14 protein-coding genes and 1 tRNA gene are annotated in these 19,222 nt (G+C 67.6%); all 15 read right to left on the reverse strand.

Annotated elements, in window-relative coordinates; genetic code table 11:
• Positions 1-186: 186 nt before the first annotated feature.
• Positions 187-585, reverse strand: coding sequence for a DUF6262 family protein (locus RYJ27_RS07760; protein ID WP_330172017.1), 399 nt, complete (start codon positions 583-585; stop codon positions 187-189).
• A 2-nt stretch (positions 586-587) separates the two neighbouring features.
• Positions 588-2,765, reverse strand: coding sequence for a tyrosine-type recombinase/integrase (locus RYJ27_RS07765; protein ID WP_330169761.1), 2,178 nt, complete (start codon positions 2,763-2,765; stop codon positions 588-590).
• Complete coding sequence (locus tag RYJ27_RS07770; protein WP_330169762.1) at positions 2,762-7,084, reverse strand: tyrosine-type recombinase/integrase; 4,323 nt, start codon at positions 7,082-7,084, stop codon at positions 2,762-2,764. The genes RYJ27_RS07765 and RYJ27_RS07770 overlap by 4 nt, the downstream gene beginning before the upstream one ends.
• Positions 7,077-8,867, reverse strand: a complete 1,791-nt coding sequence (locus RYJ27_RS07775) for a phospholipase D family protein (RefSeq protein WP_330169763.1) — start codon at positions 8,865-8,867, stop codon at positions 7,077-7,079. The genes RYJ27_RS07770 and RYJ27_RS07775 overlap by 8 nt, the downstream gene beginning before the upstream one ends.
• Positions 8,860-10,068, reverse strand: a complete 1,209-nt coding sequence (locus tag RYJ27_RS07780) for a DUF6361 family protein (protein ID WP_330169764.1) — start codon at positions 10,066-10,068, stop codon at positions 8,860-8,862. Before RYJ27_RS07780 ends, RYJ27_RS07775 begins: the two co-directional genes overlap by 8 nt.
• Before the next feature lie 46 nt (positions 10,069-10,114).
• Positions 10,115-11,308, reverse strand: coding sequence for a tyrosine-type recombinase/integrase (locus RYJ27_RS07785; RefSeq protein ID WP_330169765.1), 1,194 nt, complete (start codon positions 11,306-11,308; stop codon positions 10,115-10,117).
• A 6-nt stretch (positions 11,309-11,314) separates the two neighbouring features.
• Complete coding sequence (locus tag RYJ27_RS07790) at positions 11,315-11,545, reverse strand: helix-turn-helix domain-containing protein (protein WP_330169766.1); 231 nt, start codon at positions 11,543-11,545, stop codon at positions 11,315-11,317.
• Positions 11,546-11,726: 181 nt separating this feature from the next.
• Positions 11,727-11,800, reverse strand: a tRNA-Met gene (locus RYJ27_RS07795).
• A gap of 51 nt (positions 11,801-11,851) precedes the next feature.
• Positions 11,852-12,079 (reverse strand): DUF3046 domain-containing protein, encoded by a 228-nt coding sequence (locus tag RYJ27_RS07800; protein ID WP_330169767.1) that lies wholly within the window; start codon positions 12,077-12,079, stop codon positions 11,852-11,854.
• A 4-nt stretch (positions 12,080-12,083) separates the two neighbouring features.
• Entirely contained in the window at positions 12,084-12,392 is a 309-nt protein-coding gene (locus RYJ27_RS07805) for a helix-turn-helix domain-containing protein (RefSeq protein ID WP_330169768.1), read from the reverse strand.
• Positions 12,393-12,532: 140 nt separating this feature from the next.
• Positions 12,533-13,015, reverse strand: coding sequence for a CinA family protein (locus RYJ27_RS07810; RefSeq protein WP_330169769.1), 483 nt, complete (start codon positions 13,013-13,015; stop codon positions 12,533-12,535).
• A gap of 56 nt (positions 13,016-13,071) precedes the next feature.
• A complete protein-coding gene (gene pgsA, locus RYJ27_RS07815; RefSeq protein WP_330169770.1) occupies positions 13,072-13,647 on the reverse strand; it encodes a CDP-diacylglycerol--glycerol-3-phosphate 3-phosphatidyltransferase in 576 nt (191 codons plus the stop codon).
• Positions 13,647-16,364 (reverse strand): FtsK/SpoIIIE family DNA translocase, encoded by a 2,718-nt coding sequence (locus RYJ27_RS07820; RefSeq protein ID WP_330169771.1) that lies wholly within the window; start codon positions 16,362-16,364, stop codon positions 13,647-13,649. Before RYJ27_RS07820 ends, pgsA begins: the two co-directional genes overlap by 1 nt.
• A 74-nt stretch (positions 16,365-16,438) precedes the next feature.
• The gene (locus tag RYJ27_RS07825; protein WP_330169772.1) at positions 16,439-18,115 is read right to left on the reverse strand and encodes a ribonuclease J; all 1,677 of its coding nucleotides are present in this window, start codon (positions 18,113-18,115) and stop codon (positions 16,439-16,441) included.
• A 104-nt stretch (positions 18,116-18,219) separates the two neighbouring features.
• Complete coding sequence (gene dapA / locus RYJ27_RS07830) at positions 18,220-19,197, reverse strand: 4-hydroxy-tetrahydrodipicolinate synthase (RefSeq protein WP_330169773.1); 978 nt, start codon at positions 19,195-19,197, stop codon at positions 18,220-18,222.
• Between the last annotated feature and the right edge of the window lie 25 nt (positions 19,198-19,222).

Raw genomic sequence — 19,222 nt, forward strand, 5'->3', positions numbered from 1 at the left:
CCCCCCGGCGCCCGGGCATGCGGATGTGAGCGGGGTACCAGGTGATGCTCACCGCATCCCCAGCGGCCAATCAGTTGCAGGTGTTCGCCGCCCTCGAGGAGCCTCCGGAACATGACGTTGACATGAAGGCCCCATAGCTTGACGACGAAGTTTCGCCGCGTGCGTCCAACGGTGCCGTAGCGAGTACTATCTGGGCACCCCACCGTCCCGACGTCTGCGCATTTGGAGGTTCTCCCCGTGCGCTGCCTCGAGCGCGCGCTCAAGCCTGGTCACCTCTTCGCGGTGTGCGGCACGTTCGCGTTTGAGCTGTTGAGCGAGTTGCCGGACGGCGGCGCTCATGTGCTCTGCCGTCGTGGCCGGGACCGGTTCTCCCCGGCGTGGGCGTGGCACGCGCAGCCGCTCGATCCGGACCCGGAGGTCGGTGTGCCGGTAGAGGAAGTCGGTGGACACGCCAGCGCGTTCGGCGACCGCGACGAAGTTGATCCGGTCGTGGCGGCGTTCCATCTGATCAACCGCACGGGTCGCGCGTTCGGTCGCCTCAACGGTGCGGCGCCGCGCCGCTGCCGCGAGATGCTCGCGGGACATCGTCACGCCTCCGACTCTCCGCCCGCGAAGGGCGCGCCAGCGGCGCGTACCGCAGAACCGTCGGGCGCATTGCGAATGCTGAGGAGGATCCGGTGGAGCCCGTCGACTTCCCGCTCACGGCCTTCCAGCCAGACGTTGTCGGCGCTCATCTCTACCCCGTATTTCTCCGCGAAGGCCTTCTTGCGTTGCGCGATCAGCTGCCGGGTTGCGTCGCGTTGCGCTTCCAGCTGGGGGGCGTGGGTGCTGTCGGTGACGAACTTGTTGCATGTCAGGCACGCGTTCCCGCGGTCGCAGGTCTGTTTCGGGGGGAGCATGCACCACCCGTTGGGCAGCACCCGGTCCGCACGCTGGTCGAGGTGGAGCACGTCGAACAGGTCCTCCGCGGACATCTCCAACGGCTTCCCTTCGCTGGTGTACTTCTGGAACTTCATGAACTCCTGCTCGGCGACCTTCTGGCTCGTCATGGCGTAGTGCAGGGTCATGTCGGCGGACACGTGCCCGAAGTACCGCATCACCACATGCAGCGGGACGCCGGCGTTGAGCAGGCTGGTGGCCTTGGTGTGCCGGAACTGGTGGGTCTTCGAGATCCGGACCGGGTTGCCGACCGAGTCGCGGATGTCGAGCGCCTCCGTCAACCGGCCCAGCAGCGAGTTCAGGGTCCCCGCAGGGTACGGGCGGTCACCGTTTCGGTTCTTGAACCTTGCGAGGAACAGGTACCGCGGCGTCGCCCCCGGTGCCCCATTCTCCGCCAGCCACGCGTTCGTGATCTGCTGCTGGTCGTGGACGATGGACACGATCTCCGCGTCGACCGGGATGCTGCTCGGCAGCGTGGTGTCGACCTTCGTCTGCTGGTAGCGCAGCCGCGCCACAAGCCCCACCCCGTCACCCTCCGCCGTGGCGCCGACCAGCGGGGTCAGCGGGTCGAAGTCCATCATCAGGATCTCGTTGAGGCGCCGTCCGGTGCGCATCAGCAGCATCAGCGCGTTGAACGCGGACGCGTCCCCGAACCCGCCCTCCGCGGTTGGGCGGCGGAGGAGATCCGCGCCGGCGGCGATCTGCGACATGACCTGGTCCTCGAGGACGAGCTCATCGTGGCGCTTGTTCGTCAACCGCGGCTTGTCGCCGGGACGGAACAGCACACTGTACGGGTGGGTGAGGGCGGCCCACCGCGGATCAACTGTCCGTAGGGCTTGCTCGGTGCGGTTGTCGTACGCCCACTGGTAGAACTGCTCGATGCCGACCATGATCTGCCGGACCGGGTTCCCTCCCAACGGTCGCCCCGCGTTCGTGCCCTGCGTGACCCGATGCGCGCGGACACGGCCGATCAACTCGCGAACGAACCCCCGGAGCTCCTCCGGCGCCGCCACCAGTAACGGTCCCTGGTCGCCGTGCTCGTCGATCGTGTGCTGCAACCACTTCAGGTTGTCGACGCGGGTCTGAACAGTGCTCCACGAGTAGCGGGACGCGTCGAGACACTCCCCCAACCACAGCCTCGCCGCGCCACGAAGCCAACCGCTGGTCAGGCGGCTGAAGTTCACCACACTCCGACCAGCAGGGTCGTGCCGCCGCAACGGAATCCGCGAGTCAAGCTGCGGATTCCACACATCCAGTTCCCACCACTGGCCGGAATGGTAAGCAGGCACCAGCACGTCCTGCAGCGCACTGATCCGGTTCAATGCGACCGAGTCCCCCGCCGTCCCGATCTGAGCGCCCTGCAGTCGGGCGATCGCGACATGATGAAGCCACCCCTCCGGAGTCAGCGCGAGCAGCGACTCCGCCTCCCGCGCCTTCCTGCCACCGGAGGTGACAGCGACCCGCAACCGTGAGGTGGCGGAATTGAACGCCGACGGGTGGATCGAGCGGCCCAACTCGATCTCGCGGTGGATCAGCCACGCCAGCTCCCACACCATCGGCTCTGGCAGCCCCCGCATGCTCAACGCGACGGAGAACCACTTCGGTTCCACACCCGCCTGCCGGTGCGGCCGCGGAACCACCCCACCCCTGTACGCGTCCGGCAAAGTTCGGTAGTCGAAGTGGTCCCGGCGTTGCTCCACCGGGAGCGACTCCCACAGTTCCCGTGCACGGTCAACGTCGAACAGCCCGTCGGCAGGGAGCCGGACGTCCCGCCGCTCCGGCCGCCGCACCGCCACACCCTGGGGCCCATCCACTCTCGGGGTCATCGGTTCGTCTCCCATCCGCGTGTGACCGCTTCCCAGTTCGCGAACGCCGCAAGCTCCGCGTCGTCCGTGACGTGCCCGTAGTGATCGATCGTGGTCTGGATACTGCGATGCCCCAACCGTCGGCTGACCACCTCGATCCGAGCGCCCGACATCAGCATCGCCGTCGCGTGCGTATGCCGGAACCAATGCGGCGTCGCCGCGGCCGGCAACACGGCGATCCGCTTCTTCATCACTCCGAGATGCGCGTACACCGACTCGACCCGCAACGGCGCGTACAACGGCCGACGTTTCACGTTGCAGAAGATGAACGAGTCGTCCCAGTTCGCGATCTCCCGATCCGCGCCACGCTCGCACAGCCACCACACGTAATCCCCGTACAGGCCGTCCAACGCCGCCCCCACATGCACATCCCGCGGGCCGCTCTTCGGCCGGTAGCCGTGAGGGTGCGCGCTGGGCCGGATCAGCACCTTCGCCGTCGAACCGCGCGCGACAACCCAGTCACGGTGGCGCAGACCCAGCGCCTCCCCGATCCGCATCCCCGACTGCCACAGCAGCAACCACAACAACCGGTACCGCAGATCCCCCACCCATGAGCCCCGTGCCGGATCGAACCTGGCCTCCGCGTCCAGCAGCCGGTCGATCACCACCGGATCGAGCACAGGCAGCTCCCGCGGGGAAGCACGAAGGACAACCGGCGCTTGCGCCCTGACCGCATGCCGGCGGCTCAGGTGCCCCAGGAACGGCACGAAGCTCCCGGTCGGCTCGGCGCCCCACGCGGATGATGACGGCAACACCTGAGTGCCGAGCTGCGCGTGATACCGGTACATGCTCAGCACTGCACGCACCCGAACATTCACCGTCGCCTCCGCCCGCGCCGGCACCCGAACCCCGATGCTCGGAACCCCCACCTGCCCGGAACGAACCGCGCTCATGAACCGAGCGAGATCCGCGGCCGTCACCGAATCCCACCCGCGGCGCCCGCCCTCCAAATGCGTCCACCACAACGAGAGACTCTTCGCGTAGCCGCGAATCGTGTTCGGCGAGTAACCCGCCCCGCGTGCGAACTCTAGAAACGACTCCGCAGGCCCGACGACTGCGCCGACGTCGTCGACCACCGTCCAGGTGACAGCCTCGGCCGCCGCGACCCTCTGCACCCTCGCCATGCACCCTCCCGAACCACGTTGCCAACGAGTGATAACCCTGCCGACGACAACGCGAGATTCCCAAGATCCGAGGCGCAATCCGTCATCGACTCCACACCGAGGAGTACCAGATAACATGTCTTCCTGCCGCGGTTGGCCGAGCGTCAGTCGGTAGAGGGCGAGATCGTCGCGAAGTCGCTCGTATCGGTCTTGGTCGCGGCTGAGTGGGTATCGCGCGAGGATCCGTTCCACCTGTGCCGGCCCGGGGTACACCCACCATGGGGCGAACTCGCCGAACTGCTCGACTGCTTCGGACTGGGACGCCGCGTCGAAGGCCGCAGACCACGGGTCGTCGCCCTCGCCTGCGAGTACGTCATCCCAGTGTGCTTCTGCGACGTTGCGGCGGATGGCATGGCCGGCGAAGCGGTTGACGCGCCCTTCACGCTGCTCGAAATCGACGGGGTTGCGCGGGAGGTTCCAGTGGACGACCGCGTGGCACCACCAGTGGAAGTCGATGCCTTCTTGTCCGACGCTGGTCGAGATGAGCACGAAGGGTGCGAAGGGGCTGTTGAACGCGGCGCGCACAGCACCGTCGCGGATGTCGGCGTTGTCGCCGAATCGGGCACCGTACCGCAACGCGAAGCGTGCGTGGAACGGGATGGGTGCGCGGTCTCGCGTGGTGTCGTGGCCGAGGTAGCGGGCTGGGCGAAGGCGGAGCACCTCGGACGCGTGTCGAGCGATGTGCAGGAGTTCGGCGTCACCGACCTCGATGCCGCCGAGGTCGCTGCGGAGTTGGAAGAGGTACTCGTCGAGGACGGCTTGCAGGTTGCCGTCTGCGCAGTATGAGAGCACCGACGACCAGTACGGGTGTTCGACTCTGTCGTCGCCGTAGATGCCGACGAGTGTGGCGACGCTCTCGGTGCGATCGAAGAGGCGACGCAGACCATCGGCGAGCGCAAAGGCGGCCACCCAGATCCCATCGGGGGTCACGCTCGTTCCTGCAACGCGCTGCAGCGCGCGATAGGCGATGTTGCCGGGCGCGTGCATTGCGAGCCGAACGAGGTCGGGATGCCCGGCTTCGTCAGGTGAGGCTTCGAATCGTCGCATCGCTTCTTCGACGTGTCGCAGAACCCCGGAGTCTGGGACCTCGCTGCTGGTGTCTTCGCTGGCTTCGTCTCCGAGCGCGGCACGTACCAGGCTGCGAGCGTCGGTGAGAGAAGGTCGGAGTCCTTCCACCGAGAAGAAGGCGTCCCAGGCGTTGTCAGCGGCGTGGGTCGGGAGTGCGCGCGCGACGTGATTCTCGGCGTCGACAATGGATAGACGGCGCCCGGCTTCGCGTGATGCAGTGAGGGGGTCGCCGGTCTGCGCCAACGACGGGTGCGGCCAGAAGAGTGCGAGGGTCGACAGGGCGCCGACTTCGCCGGCCTTGGTGCGGTAGGTGAAGCGTTCGGCGACCTTGAGGCGCGCTGCGGAGGTGTTCTCGGCGAGGAATCCGCCCGATGCCTCGGCGACCTTGCGATCTGCTTCGTAGGACAGCAGCGACGCCACCGAGGTCGGCACGCCGGACCATGCGGAGAAGACGAGCCGCTTCGTGACATCGCCGATCGCGGAGTAGATCTCCCCGGGCTCGAGGTAGGGCATGGAAGGTGGCATCCACAGCATGCGCCACCACCCCGCGTCGACTGTCTGAGTCTTCAGCGCGGCAAGGTAGCCGTTGGCGGGTTCGACGGCGGCAAAGGCCTCCAAGTCATCCGGATTCATCGATCGTGTTGCGGCGAGGATGCCTTCGGCGCGGTGTCCCTCGGGTGTCGCGAAGGTGGCCCGCGCCTTCACTCCGGGCTTGTAGCCTTCCATGAAGTTCGCGAAGTACGGGATGGATTTCCAGTACTCGATGTCGATCGGCGCGCCGATCTCCTCACCGAAGGTGCGGAGATGAACGAAGTCGACGATGTCGGCCGGCGCGGGCACGTCGACAGGGAGACCGCTGACGACGAATCCGTGCGTGAGTTGGGGGCGTTCGGACCTGGTCATGTACGGGAGCAGGGCCTGACGGACGTCGCCTGCAGCTGCGTGTGCGTCACCGCCGAGGATCAGCGCCGAGCGGTAGGCCTCTAGTGCGTCGCGGATACGGCGAACCGGTTCTTCTTGCCAGCCGGCCAGGAATCGGACCGTGTCGAGGAACTCCTTGTAGTGGTCGTCGTCGGCGTCGTCGGCTCGTGTGAAGGGTGAGTACGGGGTTGCCGACAAGAGGAGCACGCGTGCGTCCTCATGAGTGAACATCGCGTGTGCCAACTCAGCGGCTTCGCTCGTATCGGGGTCGGCGAGCAGTTCACGGAACTTCTGGAATTCGTCGAGGATGACTAGGTCGGGTTCGAGCGCGTTCACGCTGGCTTTCGCGAGGGCTTGGCGTAGCCGTCCCACGAGTGACGCGACACGCTCCCAGTGCACGTTCTGACCGGACGCGCGCTCCTGGACCAGCGCGCGCATCCGTCCGAGCATCGACGTACTGTCGTCGTCAGTGGTGGCGCCCTCGCGGATCAACGCCTCGAATGCTCCCTGGATGGCGGGATCGACGGTGCCGCCCATCCGCTGGGCCAGGTCGTTCACGCCTTCGCGGAATCTCTCGACACCCTTGGTCGCCTTCATCAGATCGATGAGCGCGTCCCATTCGCTGGCGCCTGCGGCGATCAATGGTCGGAGAAGGATGCTCAGCAACGCCCGTTCCTCCCATTTCCCGGTGCGCCACCCTCCACCCGTCATCCCTGAGGTTGCGGGCGTGAAAGAGATCAGATTGACCTTCTTCCCGCCGTCGGTCGACGGTGCCGACAGCCGCGGCAGCACGGTCGCGAGGAGCGTCAGCCTCGTTGCGAGCGGCAACTCTCGTTCTCCGGTGACGTTGAGTCGTCGCAGGTTCTGTTGCGCGAGGTCTTGGTTGGAACAGATGTAGACGATGTCGATCCGTTCGACGTTGGGATCGGTTTCGAGCTTGTCGATCGCTCGCGCAATCGCGCCGCGCGCGACGATGCTCTTTCCGAGCCCCGTTTCATCCGCGATCAGGAAGCGGGGTGACGCGGGTTTCTCACCGTCGGGGTAGAACTGTGCGATCAGGTGGTCGACCGCGTCGCGCTGGAAGCCTTTGAGTGCGCGCAGGACTCCCGCCACATCGACGTCAGCCATGCTGTCTGCTCTTCTTCACGGTCTGCTGCGCCGCCCAGATCGACGCCCAGAGTGCATCGAATCCTTCCGGCAGGACGGAGGTGCCGTCGGGCTGGCGCCCCATGTAGTCGATGACCCGCTGCACTTCTTCGAGGCCGGTCCGGTCGGGACCGACAGCACGCATTAGCGCTTCGAACAGGCCCGTCGCATGTCCGTCTCCCGCGGAGATCGGCTGCCAACTGCCGCCGTCACCCGCACCGGGGAGTGCGAAGCCCCCGAGTTCCAGCAAAAGCATGAGGAAGCGCATGAAGGCGGCACGGTCGGTGAGATGTGCGGCGATCACCGCATCACGACGATCGACCGGGTCGTCGTGCAGCTCGGCCAGAACGACGGTCCGCTGCGCGAAGCGCTCGCCCCGAGCGTCACGGGCCGTCACGATGATGAACGGCGTGATGTCGGTGAGCCCCAAGTCGCCCACGACCGACGGGGCGCTCTGCTCACCCGGCAGTCCTGGGATGGCGAGTCCCGTGCGAGTGATCGGATGCCACGACAGCTCTACCTCGCGTGGAACCGTGACGTCGCCGTCTCGCCAGACGTGCAGTTCGTACGACTCGGCGTGAGCGACACGGGCATGCAGCCGGATGCCGGCAATTCGTCTCAGCGCGGCCGACAGGTCTCGATCGGCCTTCTCGTTCTCGCTCTCTTCGACGCCGCCGGTGTACTCGAACTCCTGAAGGAACTCCTTGAGCCCTTCCAGTGTGTTCTCCACACCGAACGGCTTCACCTTGCCGACGGCTTCGACCATGACCTCCACGTTCTCGTGCAGAGCAGGCCCGGTGGCGTTCAGCGATCCCAGGAAGACGTGCGCGCCGTCCTGACGGTCGAACACGTAGGTCTTGGCGTGCAGCCCGGTCAGGAGGGACCGCCGAGCCTTCTGCTCGTCGTCTTCCGTCGCGATGTCCGCCGCGTCGTCAAGGACGTACGCCTGCCGCAGCTTCTTGTCGAAGGTTGCCGGCGCGAGAGCGTCGATGCTCGTGCCACGAGAGACGAGATATGCGTCGCCGTACGCACCCTTCTTGAGCTCGATCAGCCCGGCGTCGGTCAGGAACGGTGAGATGAACAGCCCGCGGATTCCCCAGAACTCGGGCTGGGGACGTTCCCCGACGCCCCACACGTGGAACCGGATGTCACGCATGCCTTCCGGCGGCGTCCAGGCGACGTCACGGATCCGTGTCGCGAGTGCATCGATACGGGCGCGCCGCGGGCCCGGAACTGGGCGCACGGACATTTTCGGCAGTGAGCGGAGCAGACGCACCAGAGGCTCGTTGATCTCCCGGGCTGCGGCGCGATCAGACGGCATAGCAGGTGATCCATCGAGGGAGATGACGACGTCCCAGCTGCGGTCCGCGGTGAGATTGCGGCTCGCGCAGACGAACCGATAGGCGCGCTCGTCGCCGCGTTCGTACTCGAGGAACCACACCTTCGGGTGGAAGATCCCGCGTTCCACCTCTACCGGGTGAACCATGGGCTCTAAGAACGCGACCAGCGCGCTCGGCGGGATCTCGATGCCGACCTGACCGGCTTGCGCGAAGATGTCGACTTTGTCCGCGGCTCGCCGCACAGCATCGAGGATCCCGATCGGGTCGTCGCTCGCTGTGACGCGGTGCGCCGCGAACGACAGCGGAATGGTCAGCGCCGTGTCGAGGTCGAGGGTGAAGGTCGTCGCGACGGCGTGCGAGAGGGCGAACCCCGTCGGCGGGTGGAGCATGTCGGTGAGTGCGGCCCGTGTCTGCGGCTCAAGCATCGCGCCCCAACCCCGCGTGGATGTCGAGCGCGATATCTCGCACCGTATCCCAGCGGAATGTGAGCGCACCGGCTCCGGCAGCACCCGACCAGGCGCTGAGCCGCTTCGGGTTACCCAGTCGCGCAAGCGCACGCTTCTGTCGGCGCTCTCGTTCACGGACGAGGTCGCGCGCCGCCGAGTCGTCGGAGATCGCGCGAGGGTCAATGCCCTGAATGTGTGCCACCCAGTCAGAGATGAACCGCGCGGACCCAGGCGCGATCGTCGCCTTCGCCGTGTCGAGAACCCAACCCCACAGGTCACCGACGTCCCACTGAGCAATCCGTGCCCGCTCGACCCGATCCGCCCATTCCGCCAACTCACCGCGGTATTGATCCACCGGTGCAGAGAACCTGCGCCGATCCTCGGGGACGACGCGCTCGTACTCTTCCGCGAGCTGAAGGTTGTAGAGCAACGCGGCACCGTGCATCGCGGTCGAGAACGCTTCGGCGTTCCGCAACAGCAGCGCCGCCTCACCCTCGACGCCCTGGACAGCCGGGTCGGTCCACGGGCTACGGCTGTCCTTCATGGGCGCGTGATTCATGAGGTGCGCCATGACTGTGTCGGGGGCGTGCTCCAGCACGCGCTCGCGCAGCCATCCCGCTTCGTCGCGCGATAGGGCGAACGCGTCATCGATGCGGTGCGGGAACTCCGGCGGTATCGGAGGGACTGAGTGCGACCACGCCGAGATCCGTTTGCGGGCGCCTTCATCGTCGCCGTCCTCGGGACGGGACACGGCCCCGAACGCGTCGGATTTCCATGCGTATTCCTCGCGAACGATGCCGTAGCGACGCAGTGTTCCCCAATAGATCGTTGACGGAAGTGTCTGCAGCGCTTGCCCGACGCGCGCGCCGAGCAGTCCGGTGAGGTCGTCGCTCCCTGACTTGCGAAGCGTGGAGATCACCTGCCGCTCGTTCTTGTCTGCAAGGGCCAGCGGATCGGGTTTGCCTTCGGCGAGCTGGAAGCACCATGGCACGAACAGCAGATATCGGGCGCGCGTCAGCAGCACTGTCGTTCCAGGAAACAGTCCGTCGGAGATCACGTCGCGGACTTGCCCGAGCCCGAGCTCATCCCGACTGTCGCGATCCGTGAACAACTTGATGATGTCCCGCATGCGGGCCTGGTCTTCAGTGTCAGCATCCAGCCAGGCGATCGTTGAGGGCACACCCTCACGGTAGTGCGAGGTGCGGACACTTGGCGGGCGCCACCGCCTACCCGTCGTCCTTCCGCCGTGGCGCGAGCGACTCCAGGATGTCGGCGGTGACGGGGTTCACGGCCTCGTCTGGCTCGATGTAGTGCTGCAGCGTGATCTTCGACGACGTGTGTCCAAGCATCTCGGCCGCAAGCTCCGGCCCGCTCGCGCGATCCAGCACGGTCGCGACCGTGCGGCGGAACGCGTGCGGCGTCACGCCTTCGATCCCGGCCGCGCTCAGCGCAGTCCCTAGCCGACGCCGCACGTTGTTCGTCGTGAACGGCGTCCCGTTTCGGGTGAAGAACAACAGATGCTCGGCATCCGCCCCCGAAGTGGCCACGAGCCTCACCCGCAGCGCCTCGGCAGCGAACCCCGGCACCGCGACGACGCGGGTGGACTTCGCGGTCTTCGGATGGTCCTGCCGATGTGTCGGCGTGCCCTTCTCGGAGATGATCGTGCCGCAGATCCGCACCGTCGCCGGCGTGACCGTGACGTTGACATCGCATTTGCGGATCGCGAGCACCTCGCCGATACGCGCCGACGTGCCGAGCATGACCTCGATGATCTGCTCCAACTGCCCATCCGGCGGCGGACCGGAATGACCCGGATCGCGTCGCCACGAACTCACCGCCGAGCGGATCGCCTCGACCTGCTCGATCCGCAACGCCATCGCCTGCGAGGCGGGCTTACGGAGCCGGGCGATATCGCGCACCGGGTTGGAGCGCATCGCGTCGTACCTGACCGCCAGCCCGAACGCAAGGCTGAGGACGGTGCGGGCCTGCTTGGCGCTGCTGTAGCTCTTCGTCGCTTTGAGTGTCTTCACGAGCTGATCGATCATCCGCACACTGATCTCACGTAGCGCGTAGTTCTCCAACGCCGGCAGCACCAGGTTGCGCATGTTCCACTCGTAGAGCGTGCGGGTGCGTGACGAGATCACCCCGTCGAGGTCAAGGTCAGCGAGCCACACCTCGACCAACTGGCGGAACGAGCTGTCTGCAGTCAGCTCACCCTGACCGATCGCGGCTTCTGCGCGCACGGCCAGGATCGTCTTGAGTTTGTTCTCGGCGGCCTTCTGTGTGTCGGCGGTGGCACTGACTTTGCGCAGGCGACCGTCGTTGTCACGGAAACGCGCGACCGCTCGGATCTGTCCGTTCTCCTTCGACTCGAATCGAATCTGCCCGAAAGTGCCGAGCGGGGTTCGCGGCCTAGCCATGAGCACTCACCGCCCGTGCTGCGGATGCCCCGGCGTGGTCTCGCGTTGCGACGTGATCCACTCGCGTACATCGCTGACGCAGAAGCGCAAACGCCCGCCGATACGAACAGCCCGCGGACCCTTACCGTCGGTGCGCCAGTCCCGGATCGTGGCGACCGGCACGTCGAGATACGAGGCAAGATCCTCGATCGTCAGAAGCGGCTCCAGATCGCCCAGCGCCGCAATGCTGGTCGCCATGCAGAGGAGGTGTGTCGAAGAACCCACCGGGTTCCGACGTCATCCGACGACTCCCATGAGGATCGACGGGGCGAAGCCCACAAAGGGCTTCAGCGAGGAGTTCATGGCCACTTTGTGGCGTCGGGTTCAAATCCGGAACCTTTCAGGCCCGGAGATCTACGATCTCCGGGCCTGAAATTCGTTGCGGGGACAGGATTTGAACCTGCGACCTCTGGGTTATGAGCCCAGCGAGCTACCGAACTGCTCCACCCCGCGGCACAAGAAGTAAGCCTAGCACGGGGCTGGAGAGCCGTCCAATCGGCCCGCTCAGCGGGATTCGGGCTCGAGGCGTCCGACACCGTACCTGCGGTTCTCCGGCACGTCGGCCGCGGAGCACAGGGCCAGCCACACGTCGCGCGGCGGCACGCCGTCGCGGAGGGCCTGGTCCGCGGTCCGCCCGCCGATGTCGGCGAGCTGCAGGTCCGCCCTCAGGACGGCGCCGTAGGCATCGCCGAACTCATCGTCGACCGCCCGGCCGAATTCGCTGCGCCGCACCGGGTCAGCTGAGCGTGAGCTCTTTGTCCACCGAGGCCACGAGGTCGTCGGGGACGACGTCGGGGAACGTCGAGACACCCTCGAGCACGGAGATCCGGTCTCCGACCTCGCGCATGATCGTGGAAATGGGGACATCCAGCGCTTCGGCCACGGATGCGAGGATCTCGCTCGAGGCCTCTTTCTGACCGCGCTCGACCTCGCTGAGGTAGCCGAGGGCGACCGACGCCTTGCCCGCCACCTGACGGAGGGTCTGACCCCTCTGCAGACGGAAATCACGCAGAACATCGCCGATCTCTTGACGAACCAGGATCATGATGGCCCCCTCCTCACTGTGCTCGTCGTGTCGCCCGAGTGTTAGAGAGTACAACACCGGGTTGAGCCAATCTAATGCCCTCGACTGAGGGATGGCTCGGAATCACCGAATGTAACGGAGACGAAACACTCGCTATTCCCTCACGCGGCGGCGTCGACGAGCACGCAGAGGGCGTGGCGCACGGTCGCCTCTCGGATCTCGTCGCGGTCGCCCTCGAGGCGCAGAGACACGACACGCGACCCCCCGGGGGTGCAGATCGCCAGGTGCACCGTGCCGACGGGCTGGCCGTCGGGCGAGTCGGGACCCGCGATTCCCGTCGTCGCGATCCCCACATCGGCGGCGCGCCCGCCCTCGGCGGTGGCACGACGGACCCCCTCCGCCATCTGGAGGGCGACGTCCGGGTGGACGGCACCGTGAGCCGCGAGCAGGCCGGCGTCGACGCCCAGCAGCGAGTGCTTGAGCGACACGGCGTAGGCGACTATCGCGCCGCGCACGGTGTCCGAGGCACCCGGCACGCCGATGAGCGCGGCGGCCAGAAGACCGCCCGTGAGAGACTCCGCGACTCCGAGCGACCAGCCTCGGGCGCGCAGGCGGCTCAGTGCGAGTGCCGCTTCCCCGTGCACGTCCGCCTCCCCCGCGCAGGGGGGCCATTCGCCGCCCACCGCGGTGGACCGGTCGCTCATGGCCGGGCGGGGCGCGCCCGACGCGAGCCGCGGATCTCGGCGACGAGGTAGTCGATACCGCTTGCGACCGTGAGGATCACCGCGATCCACATGGTCACGACGTTGACCCAGAGCACCCCGTCCCCCACGATCGTCCAGAGCGGCATCAGGGCGAGGGAGAGCGCGACCGCCTGCGCGACGGTCTTGAGCTTGCCCATCCACGCCGCGGCGACGACATGGTCGCTCGCGACCAGCAGCCGGTGCACCGTGATGCCGATCTCACGCACGAGCACGAGGATCGTGACCCACCACGGCAGTTCGCCGAGGATCGACAGCCCGACGAAAGCGAAGCCCGTCAGCACCTTGTCCGCGATCGGATCCAGCAGCTTGCCGAGGTCGGTGACGATCTCGTACCGCCGGGCGATGTAGCCGTCGATCCCGTCCGTCGCGATCGCGACGACGAAGAGCGCTCCCGCCCACCACCGCAGCGCACCGTCCCCGCCGGCGTCGGCGAGCAGCATCCAGAGGAACACGGGAGCGCAGAGGATGCGCGCGATCGTGATCGCGTTGGGAAGCTGCCGTGGCACTGCCATCAGTCGCGACCCGTCAATCCCCAGGCATCCTCGTCGGTCTCGGCCTCCACGACGGGAAGGCCGGCGTACTGCGACTCGACGGCGTCGGACCCGTAGGGATCGGAGTTCGACGACGACCCCGCGTCAGCGGGCGGGTCCTCGCCCCTCAGGCGCGCGAGCACACCCGGCAGCTGCTCGGCCGTGACGAGCACGTCCCGCGCCTTCGAGCCTTCCGAGGGCCCCACGATCTCTCGGGACTCGAGCAGATCCATCAGGCGCCCGGCCTTCGCGAAGCCCACGCGCAGCTTCCGCTGCAGCATCGAGGTCGACCCGAACTGCGTCGAGACGACCTGCTCGGCGGCGGCGAGCAGCAGCTCCAGGTCGTCGCCGATGTCGGCGTCGACCTGCTTCTTCTCCGCGGCCGCCTGCACGTCGGCGCGGTACTCGGGCCGGGCCTGCGCCGTGACGTGCTCGACCACGGCCTCGATCTCGGGCTCGCTGACCCAGGCGCCCTGCACGCGCAGCGGCTTGGACGTGCCCATCGGCAGGAAGAGGGCGTCGCCCTGGCCGATCAGGCGGTCGGCGCCGGGCTGGTCGAGGATGACCCGCGAGTCGGTGACGCTCGTCACCGCGAACGCCAGGCGCGATGGCACATTCGCCTTGATGAGCCCGGTCACGACGTCGACGCTCGGCCGCTGCGTCGCGAGGACCAGGTGGATGCCGGAGGCGCGCGCAAGCTGGGTGATGCGCACGATCGAGTCCTCGACGTCGCGGGGCGCGACCATCATGAGGTCGGCGAGCTCGTCGACGACCACGAGGAGGTAGGGGTACGGCTTGAGGATGCGCTCGCTGCCGACCGGAACCTCGACTTCGCCCGCGACGACGGCGCGGTTGAAGTCGTCGATGTGGCGGAAGCCGAACGACGCGAGGTCGTCGTACCGCATGTCCATCTCCTTCACGACCCACTGCAGCGCCTCCGCCGCCTTCTTCGGGTTCGTGATGATCGGCGTGATGAGGTGCGGAACCCCCGCGTAGGACGTGAGCTCGACACGCTTGGGGTCGATGAGCACCATGCGCACCTCGGACGGCTTGGCGCGCATGAGAAGGCTCGTGATCATGGAGTTCACGAAGCTGGACTTGCCCGATCCCGTCGAGCCGGCCACCAGGAGGTGCGGCATCTTCGCGAGGTTCGCCACGACGAAGCCTCCGCCGACATCCTTGCCCACACCGATCGTCATGGGATGGGTCGACTTCGCGGCCGCCGTCGAGGTGAGCACGTCGCCGAGCGTGACGATCTCGCGGTCGGTGTTGGGGATCTCGACGCCGATCGCGCTCTTGCCGGGGATGGGTGCGAGGATGCGCACCTCGTTGGATGCGACGGCGTAGGCGATGTTGTTGGTGAGGGCCGTGATCCGCTCCACCTTCACGCCGGGCCCGAGCTCGATCTCGTACTGAGTCACCGTCGGGCCGCGCGAGAAGCCGGTCACGCGCGCGTTGACCTGGAACTGGTCGAGCACCTCGGTGATGGCGCGGACGACGTGGTCGTTCGCCTCCGAACGCTCCTTGTGGGGGGTGCCGGGCGCGAGGCTCGACACCGACGGGAGCCGGTAAGGGGTGGTCGCACCCGAACCCGCACGCGAGCCATCGGTGCCGAGCCCCGACAGGCCGGGAAGCGCCTCGCCCGTGTCGCCGTCGTCGCCGTCGTCGTGGATCGATGTGTCGGCGCGGGGCGCGGATGCCGCGGCACGCTCGGCGTCGGACAGCAGCGACGGGTCGAGCACCTCCGTGAGCGCATCGGGAGCGAACGTGGGCGCCGGCGGCGTGCGGGGCGCGGCCGGCGGCGCGGTCGCGACGGGGGTGTCGAACCCGCCACGCGACGCACCCGGCGTCAGCAGTTCCGTGAGGTCCTGGGAGCCGAGGCCGCCGTCGGCGTCCTCCTCGCGGCCGCTGCGGTTGCGCCGCCACCACGGGATCCCGGCATCCTCGGCCGGCGCGTCATCCGTCGCCGCGGAGCTGCGCTCGGGCTTCTCGACGCGCTCCGCGCCGAACATCCACGCGTACAGGTCGCCGAGCCGCCGTCCGATGCGGTTCGGCGGCGTCTTGGTGATGATCAGGACGCTGAGAACCGCGAGCAGCACCAGCACGATCCATGCGCCGATCGGCGTCAGGGCGATCGCGAGGGGCTCGGCGACCATCCACCCGAAGAGACCGCCCGAGCGGCTCAGAACCGGCAGGCCGTCGCTCGGAACGGGGCGTTCGCCGCCGAGGTGGCAGAAGCCCGCGCCCACGAGGGCGAGCAGGCCGAAGCCGATTCCGATGCGCCCGTTGTCGTGGACGGTCGCGGGATGGCGGAAGAGCCAGCCCGCGAGGATGAGAAGCATGACGGGCACGATGAACGCCAGCCGGCCGACCATCCCCCCCACGGAATAGTCGGAGATCGTGAGGGCCATATCGCTGCCGATGAAGAACCACTCGATGATCGCGCCCACGACGGCGAGCAGGACGAGCAGGAAGGGAAACCCGTCGCGGCGCTGGTCCTTTTCGAGGGTCTCCGGGCCGAAGGCGCGGAACAGACCTCCCACGCCGTGGGCGAGACCCATCCACGCGCGGACGACGACGGGCGGCTTGTCGTCCTCCCCCACGTAACGCTTGGGCGCGGGCTCGGGCTTGCGGGCGCGCGAGGACGGTGCCTTCGCCGGCGCGCGGGAACCCTTGGTCGGGCTGGTGCTCCTGGCCATGCCACCACGCTACGTCCGACGGGCGACATTTGCCCGCAGCGACGCGGGGGCACTCTCGGGCGGCGCCCGCCGAATCAGGCCTCGATGACCAGCGGAACGATCATCGGACGACGCCGCAGCGACTGGTTGACCCAGCGACCGATCGTGCGACGCACGATCTGCGAGAGGGCGTGAGGGTCGCGCACGCCCGACTGCGCGGCATCCGCGAGGGCCGCGGCGATCTTCGGCTTGACGCCCTCGAACACCGCGTCGTCCTCGGCGAAGCCGCGGGCGTGGATCTCGGGCCCGGTGACGACGCGTCCGGTGGAGGCGTCGACGACGACGATGACCGAGATGAAGCCCTCCTCGCCGAGGATGCGGCGGTCCTTGAGGTCGGCGTCGGTGATCTCGCCCACCGTCGAGCCGTCGACGTACACGAAGCCGATGTCGAGCTGACCGACGACCGACGCGATGCCGTCGCGGAGGTCGACGACCGTCCCGTTCTCACCGAGGATCGTGCGCTCGGGCGGGATGCCGGTGTCCTGCGCGAGCTTTGCGTTGGCCATGAGGTGCCGGTATTCGCCGTGGATCGGCAGGACGTTCAGCGGCTCGACGATGTTGTAGCAGTACAGCAGCTCGCCCGCCGCGGCGTGGCCCGACACGTGCACCTTCGCGTTGCCCTTGTGCACGACGTTGGCGCCGAGCTTCGTCAGGCCGTCGATCACGCGGTAGACGGCGTTCTCGTTGCCGGGGATGAGGCTCGACGCGAGGATGACGGTGTCGCCGGGACCGGGCTCGATCTCGTGGTCGAGGTTGGCCATCCGCGAGAGCACGGCCATGGGCTCGCCCTGCGACCCCGTGGACATGTAGACGATCTTGTCCTCGGGGAGGTTCCGGGCCTTCTTGTAGTCGATGAGCACGCCCTTGGGGACGTGCAGGTAGCCGAGGTCCTCGGCGATCGTCATGTTGCGCACCATGCTGCGCCCCAGCAGCGCGACCCGGCGGCCGTGCGCGGCTGCGGCATCCAGCACCTGCTGCACGCGGTGGACGTGGCTCGAGAAGCTCGCCACGATGACGCGGCGCGGCGCGCGGCCGATCACCTGGTCGAGCACGGGCCCGATCTCGCGCTCGAGGGGGGTGAAGCCCGGCACGTCAGCGTTGGTCGAGTCGACGAGGAAGAGGTCGACGCCCTCCTCCCCCAGCCGGGCGAACGCGCGGAGGTCGGTGAGGCGGCCATCCAGTGGCAGCTGGTCCATCTTGAAGTCGCCGGTCGCGAGGGCGAGGCCGGCGGGGGTGCGGATCGCGACGGCGAGAGCGTCGGGGATCGAGTGGTTGACCGCGACGAACTCGAGCTCGAACGGGCCTACCTTCTCCTCCTGCCCTTCGGCGACGGTCAGCGTGTACGCCTTGATCCGGTGCTCCTTGAGCTTGGCCTCCACGAGCGCCAGCGTGAGGCCCGAGCCGATGAGCGGGATGTCGCGCTTGAGCCTCAGCAGGTAGGGCACGGCGCCGATGTGATCCTCGTGCCCGTGCGTGAGCACGACACCGACGATGTCGTCGAGCCGGTGCTTGATCGGTTCGAAGTCCGGCAGGATCAGGTCTACCCCGGGCTGATGCTCCTCGGGGAAGAGCACGCCGCAGTCGACGATGAGCAGCTTGCCCTCGTACTCGAAGACGGTCATGTTTCTTCCGACCTCGCCGAGCCCGCCCAGCGGGATGACGCGGAGGGTTCCGGGCGCGAGAGCGGGCGGGTCGATGACGCTCGTGGGCATGCATGCCTCCTCGGGATGACGCGGTCCGCGTCACCCTCTGTGTTGTTGTGTTGTGGTGCGATCCGTCTGCGGAACGCGTGAGGTTTCGGGGCCGACAGGTCGAGTCAGCGGGTGGTGCCGTGCACCTTGGGCAGCGCGCCGCCGGCGGCCGCGTTGCGGTCGGGGCGGAAGTTCCGGAAGTCGGCGCCGGCGACGTCCTTGACGAGGGCGAGCTCGTCTTCGATCATGGCGGCCTCCCACTCCTCCGGCCCCACGAGGGGAAGGCGGACGCGGGGGCTGCCGATGCGGCCGAGCCCGTGAAGGATGTACTTCGCCGCCACGGTTCCGGGCACGTGCGTCATGACCGCACGCACGAGCGGCTCGAGCTTCATGTGCGCCGCCGTCGCCGAGGCGAGATCGCCCGTGTTGACGGCGTCGACGATCGTGCGGTACGGGCCCGCGGCGATGTTGGCGGTCACGCCGATCAATCCCGACGCGCCGATCGAGAGGTGCGGGAGCACGTTCGCGTCGTCACCGGAGAAGTAGATCAGATCGGTCTGGTTGAGCACGCGGCTGACCTCGCTGAAATCACCCTTGGCATCCTTGATCGCGAGGATGTTCGGATGCTTGGCGAGGCGGAGGATCGTCTCGTACTTGATCGGCACACCCGTGCGGCCCGGGATGTCGTAGAGGATCACGGGCAGGTCCGTGGCGTCCGCGACGAGACGGAAGTGCGTGAGGATGCCGGCCTGGGTCGGCTTGTTGTAGTACGGCGTGACGATCATGATGCCGTCGGCGCCGGCCTTCTCGCTCGCCTTGTACAGCTCGATCGCGTGCGCGGTCTCGTTCGAGCCGCCGCCCGTGATGATCTTCGCGCGTCCGGCGGCGACGTCCTTGCCCACCTCGACGAGGCGCAGCTTCTCGGGGTCGGTGAGGGTACTCGTCTCCCCCGTCGTGCCGGTGACCACGATGCCGTCGGCGCCCGCGCTGATGCACGAGTCGATGTGCTTCTCCGTGGCGGGCCAGTCGACCTCGCCGTCGGCCGTCATGGGGGTGACGAGCGCGACCAGCACCTGACCGAACGGATTGGCGGTGTGCGTCATGGTTCTAGGCTATCGGGCCGCTCCG

This window comes from Microbacterium limosum, from assembly GCF_036324365.1.
In the GTDB taxonomy this organism is placed as follows: Bacteria; Actinomycetota; Actinomycetes; order Actinomycetales; family Microbacteriaceae; genus Microbacterium; species Microbacterium limosum.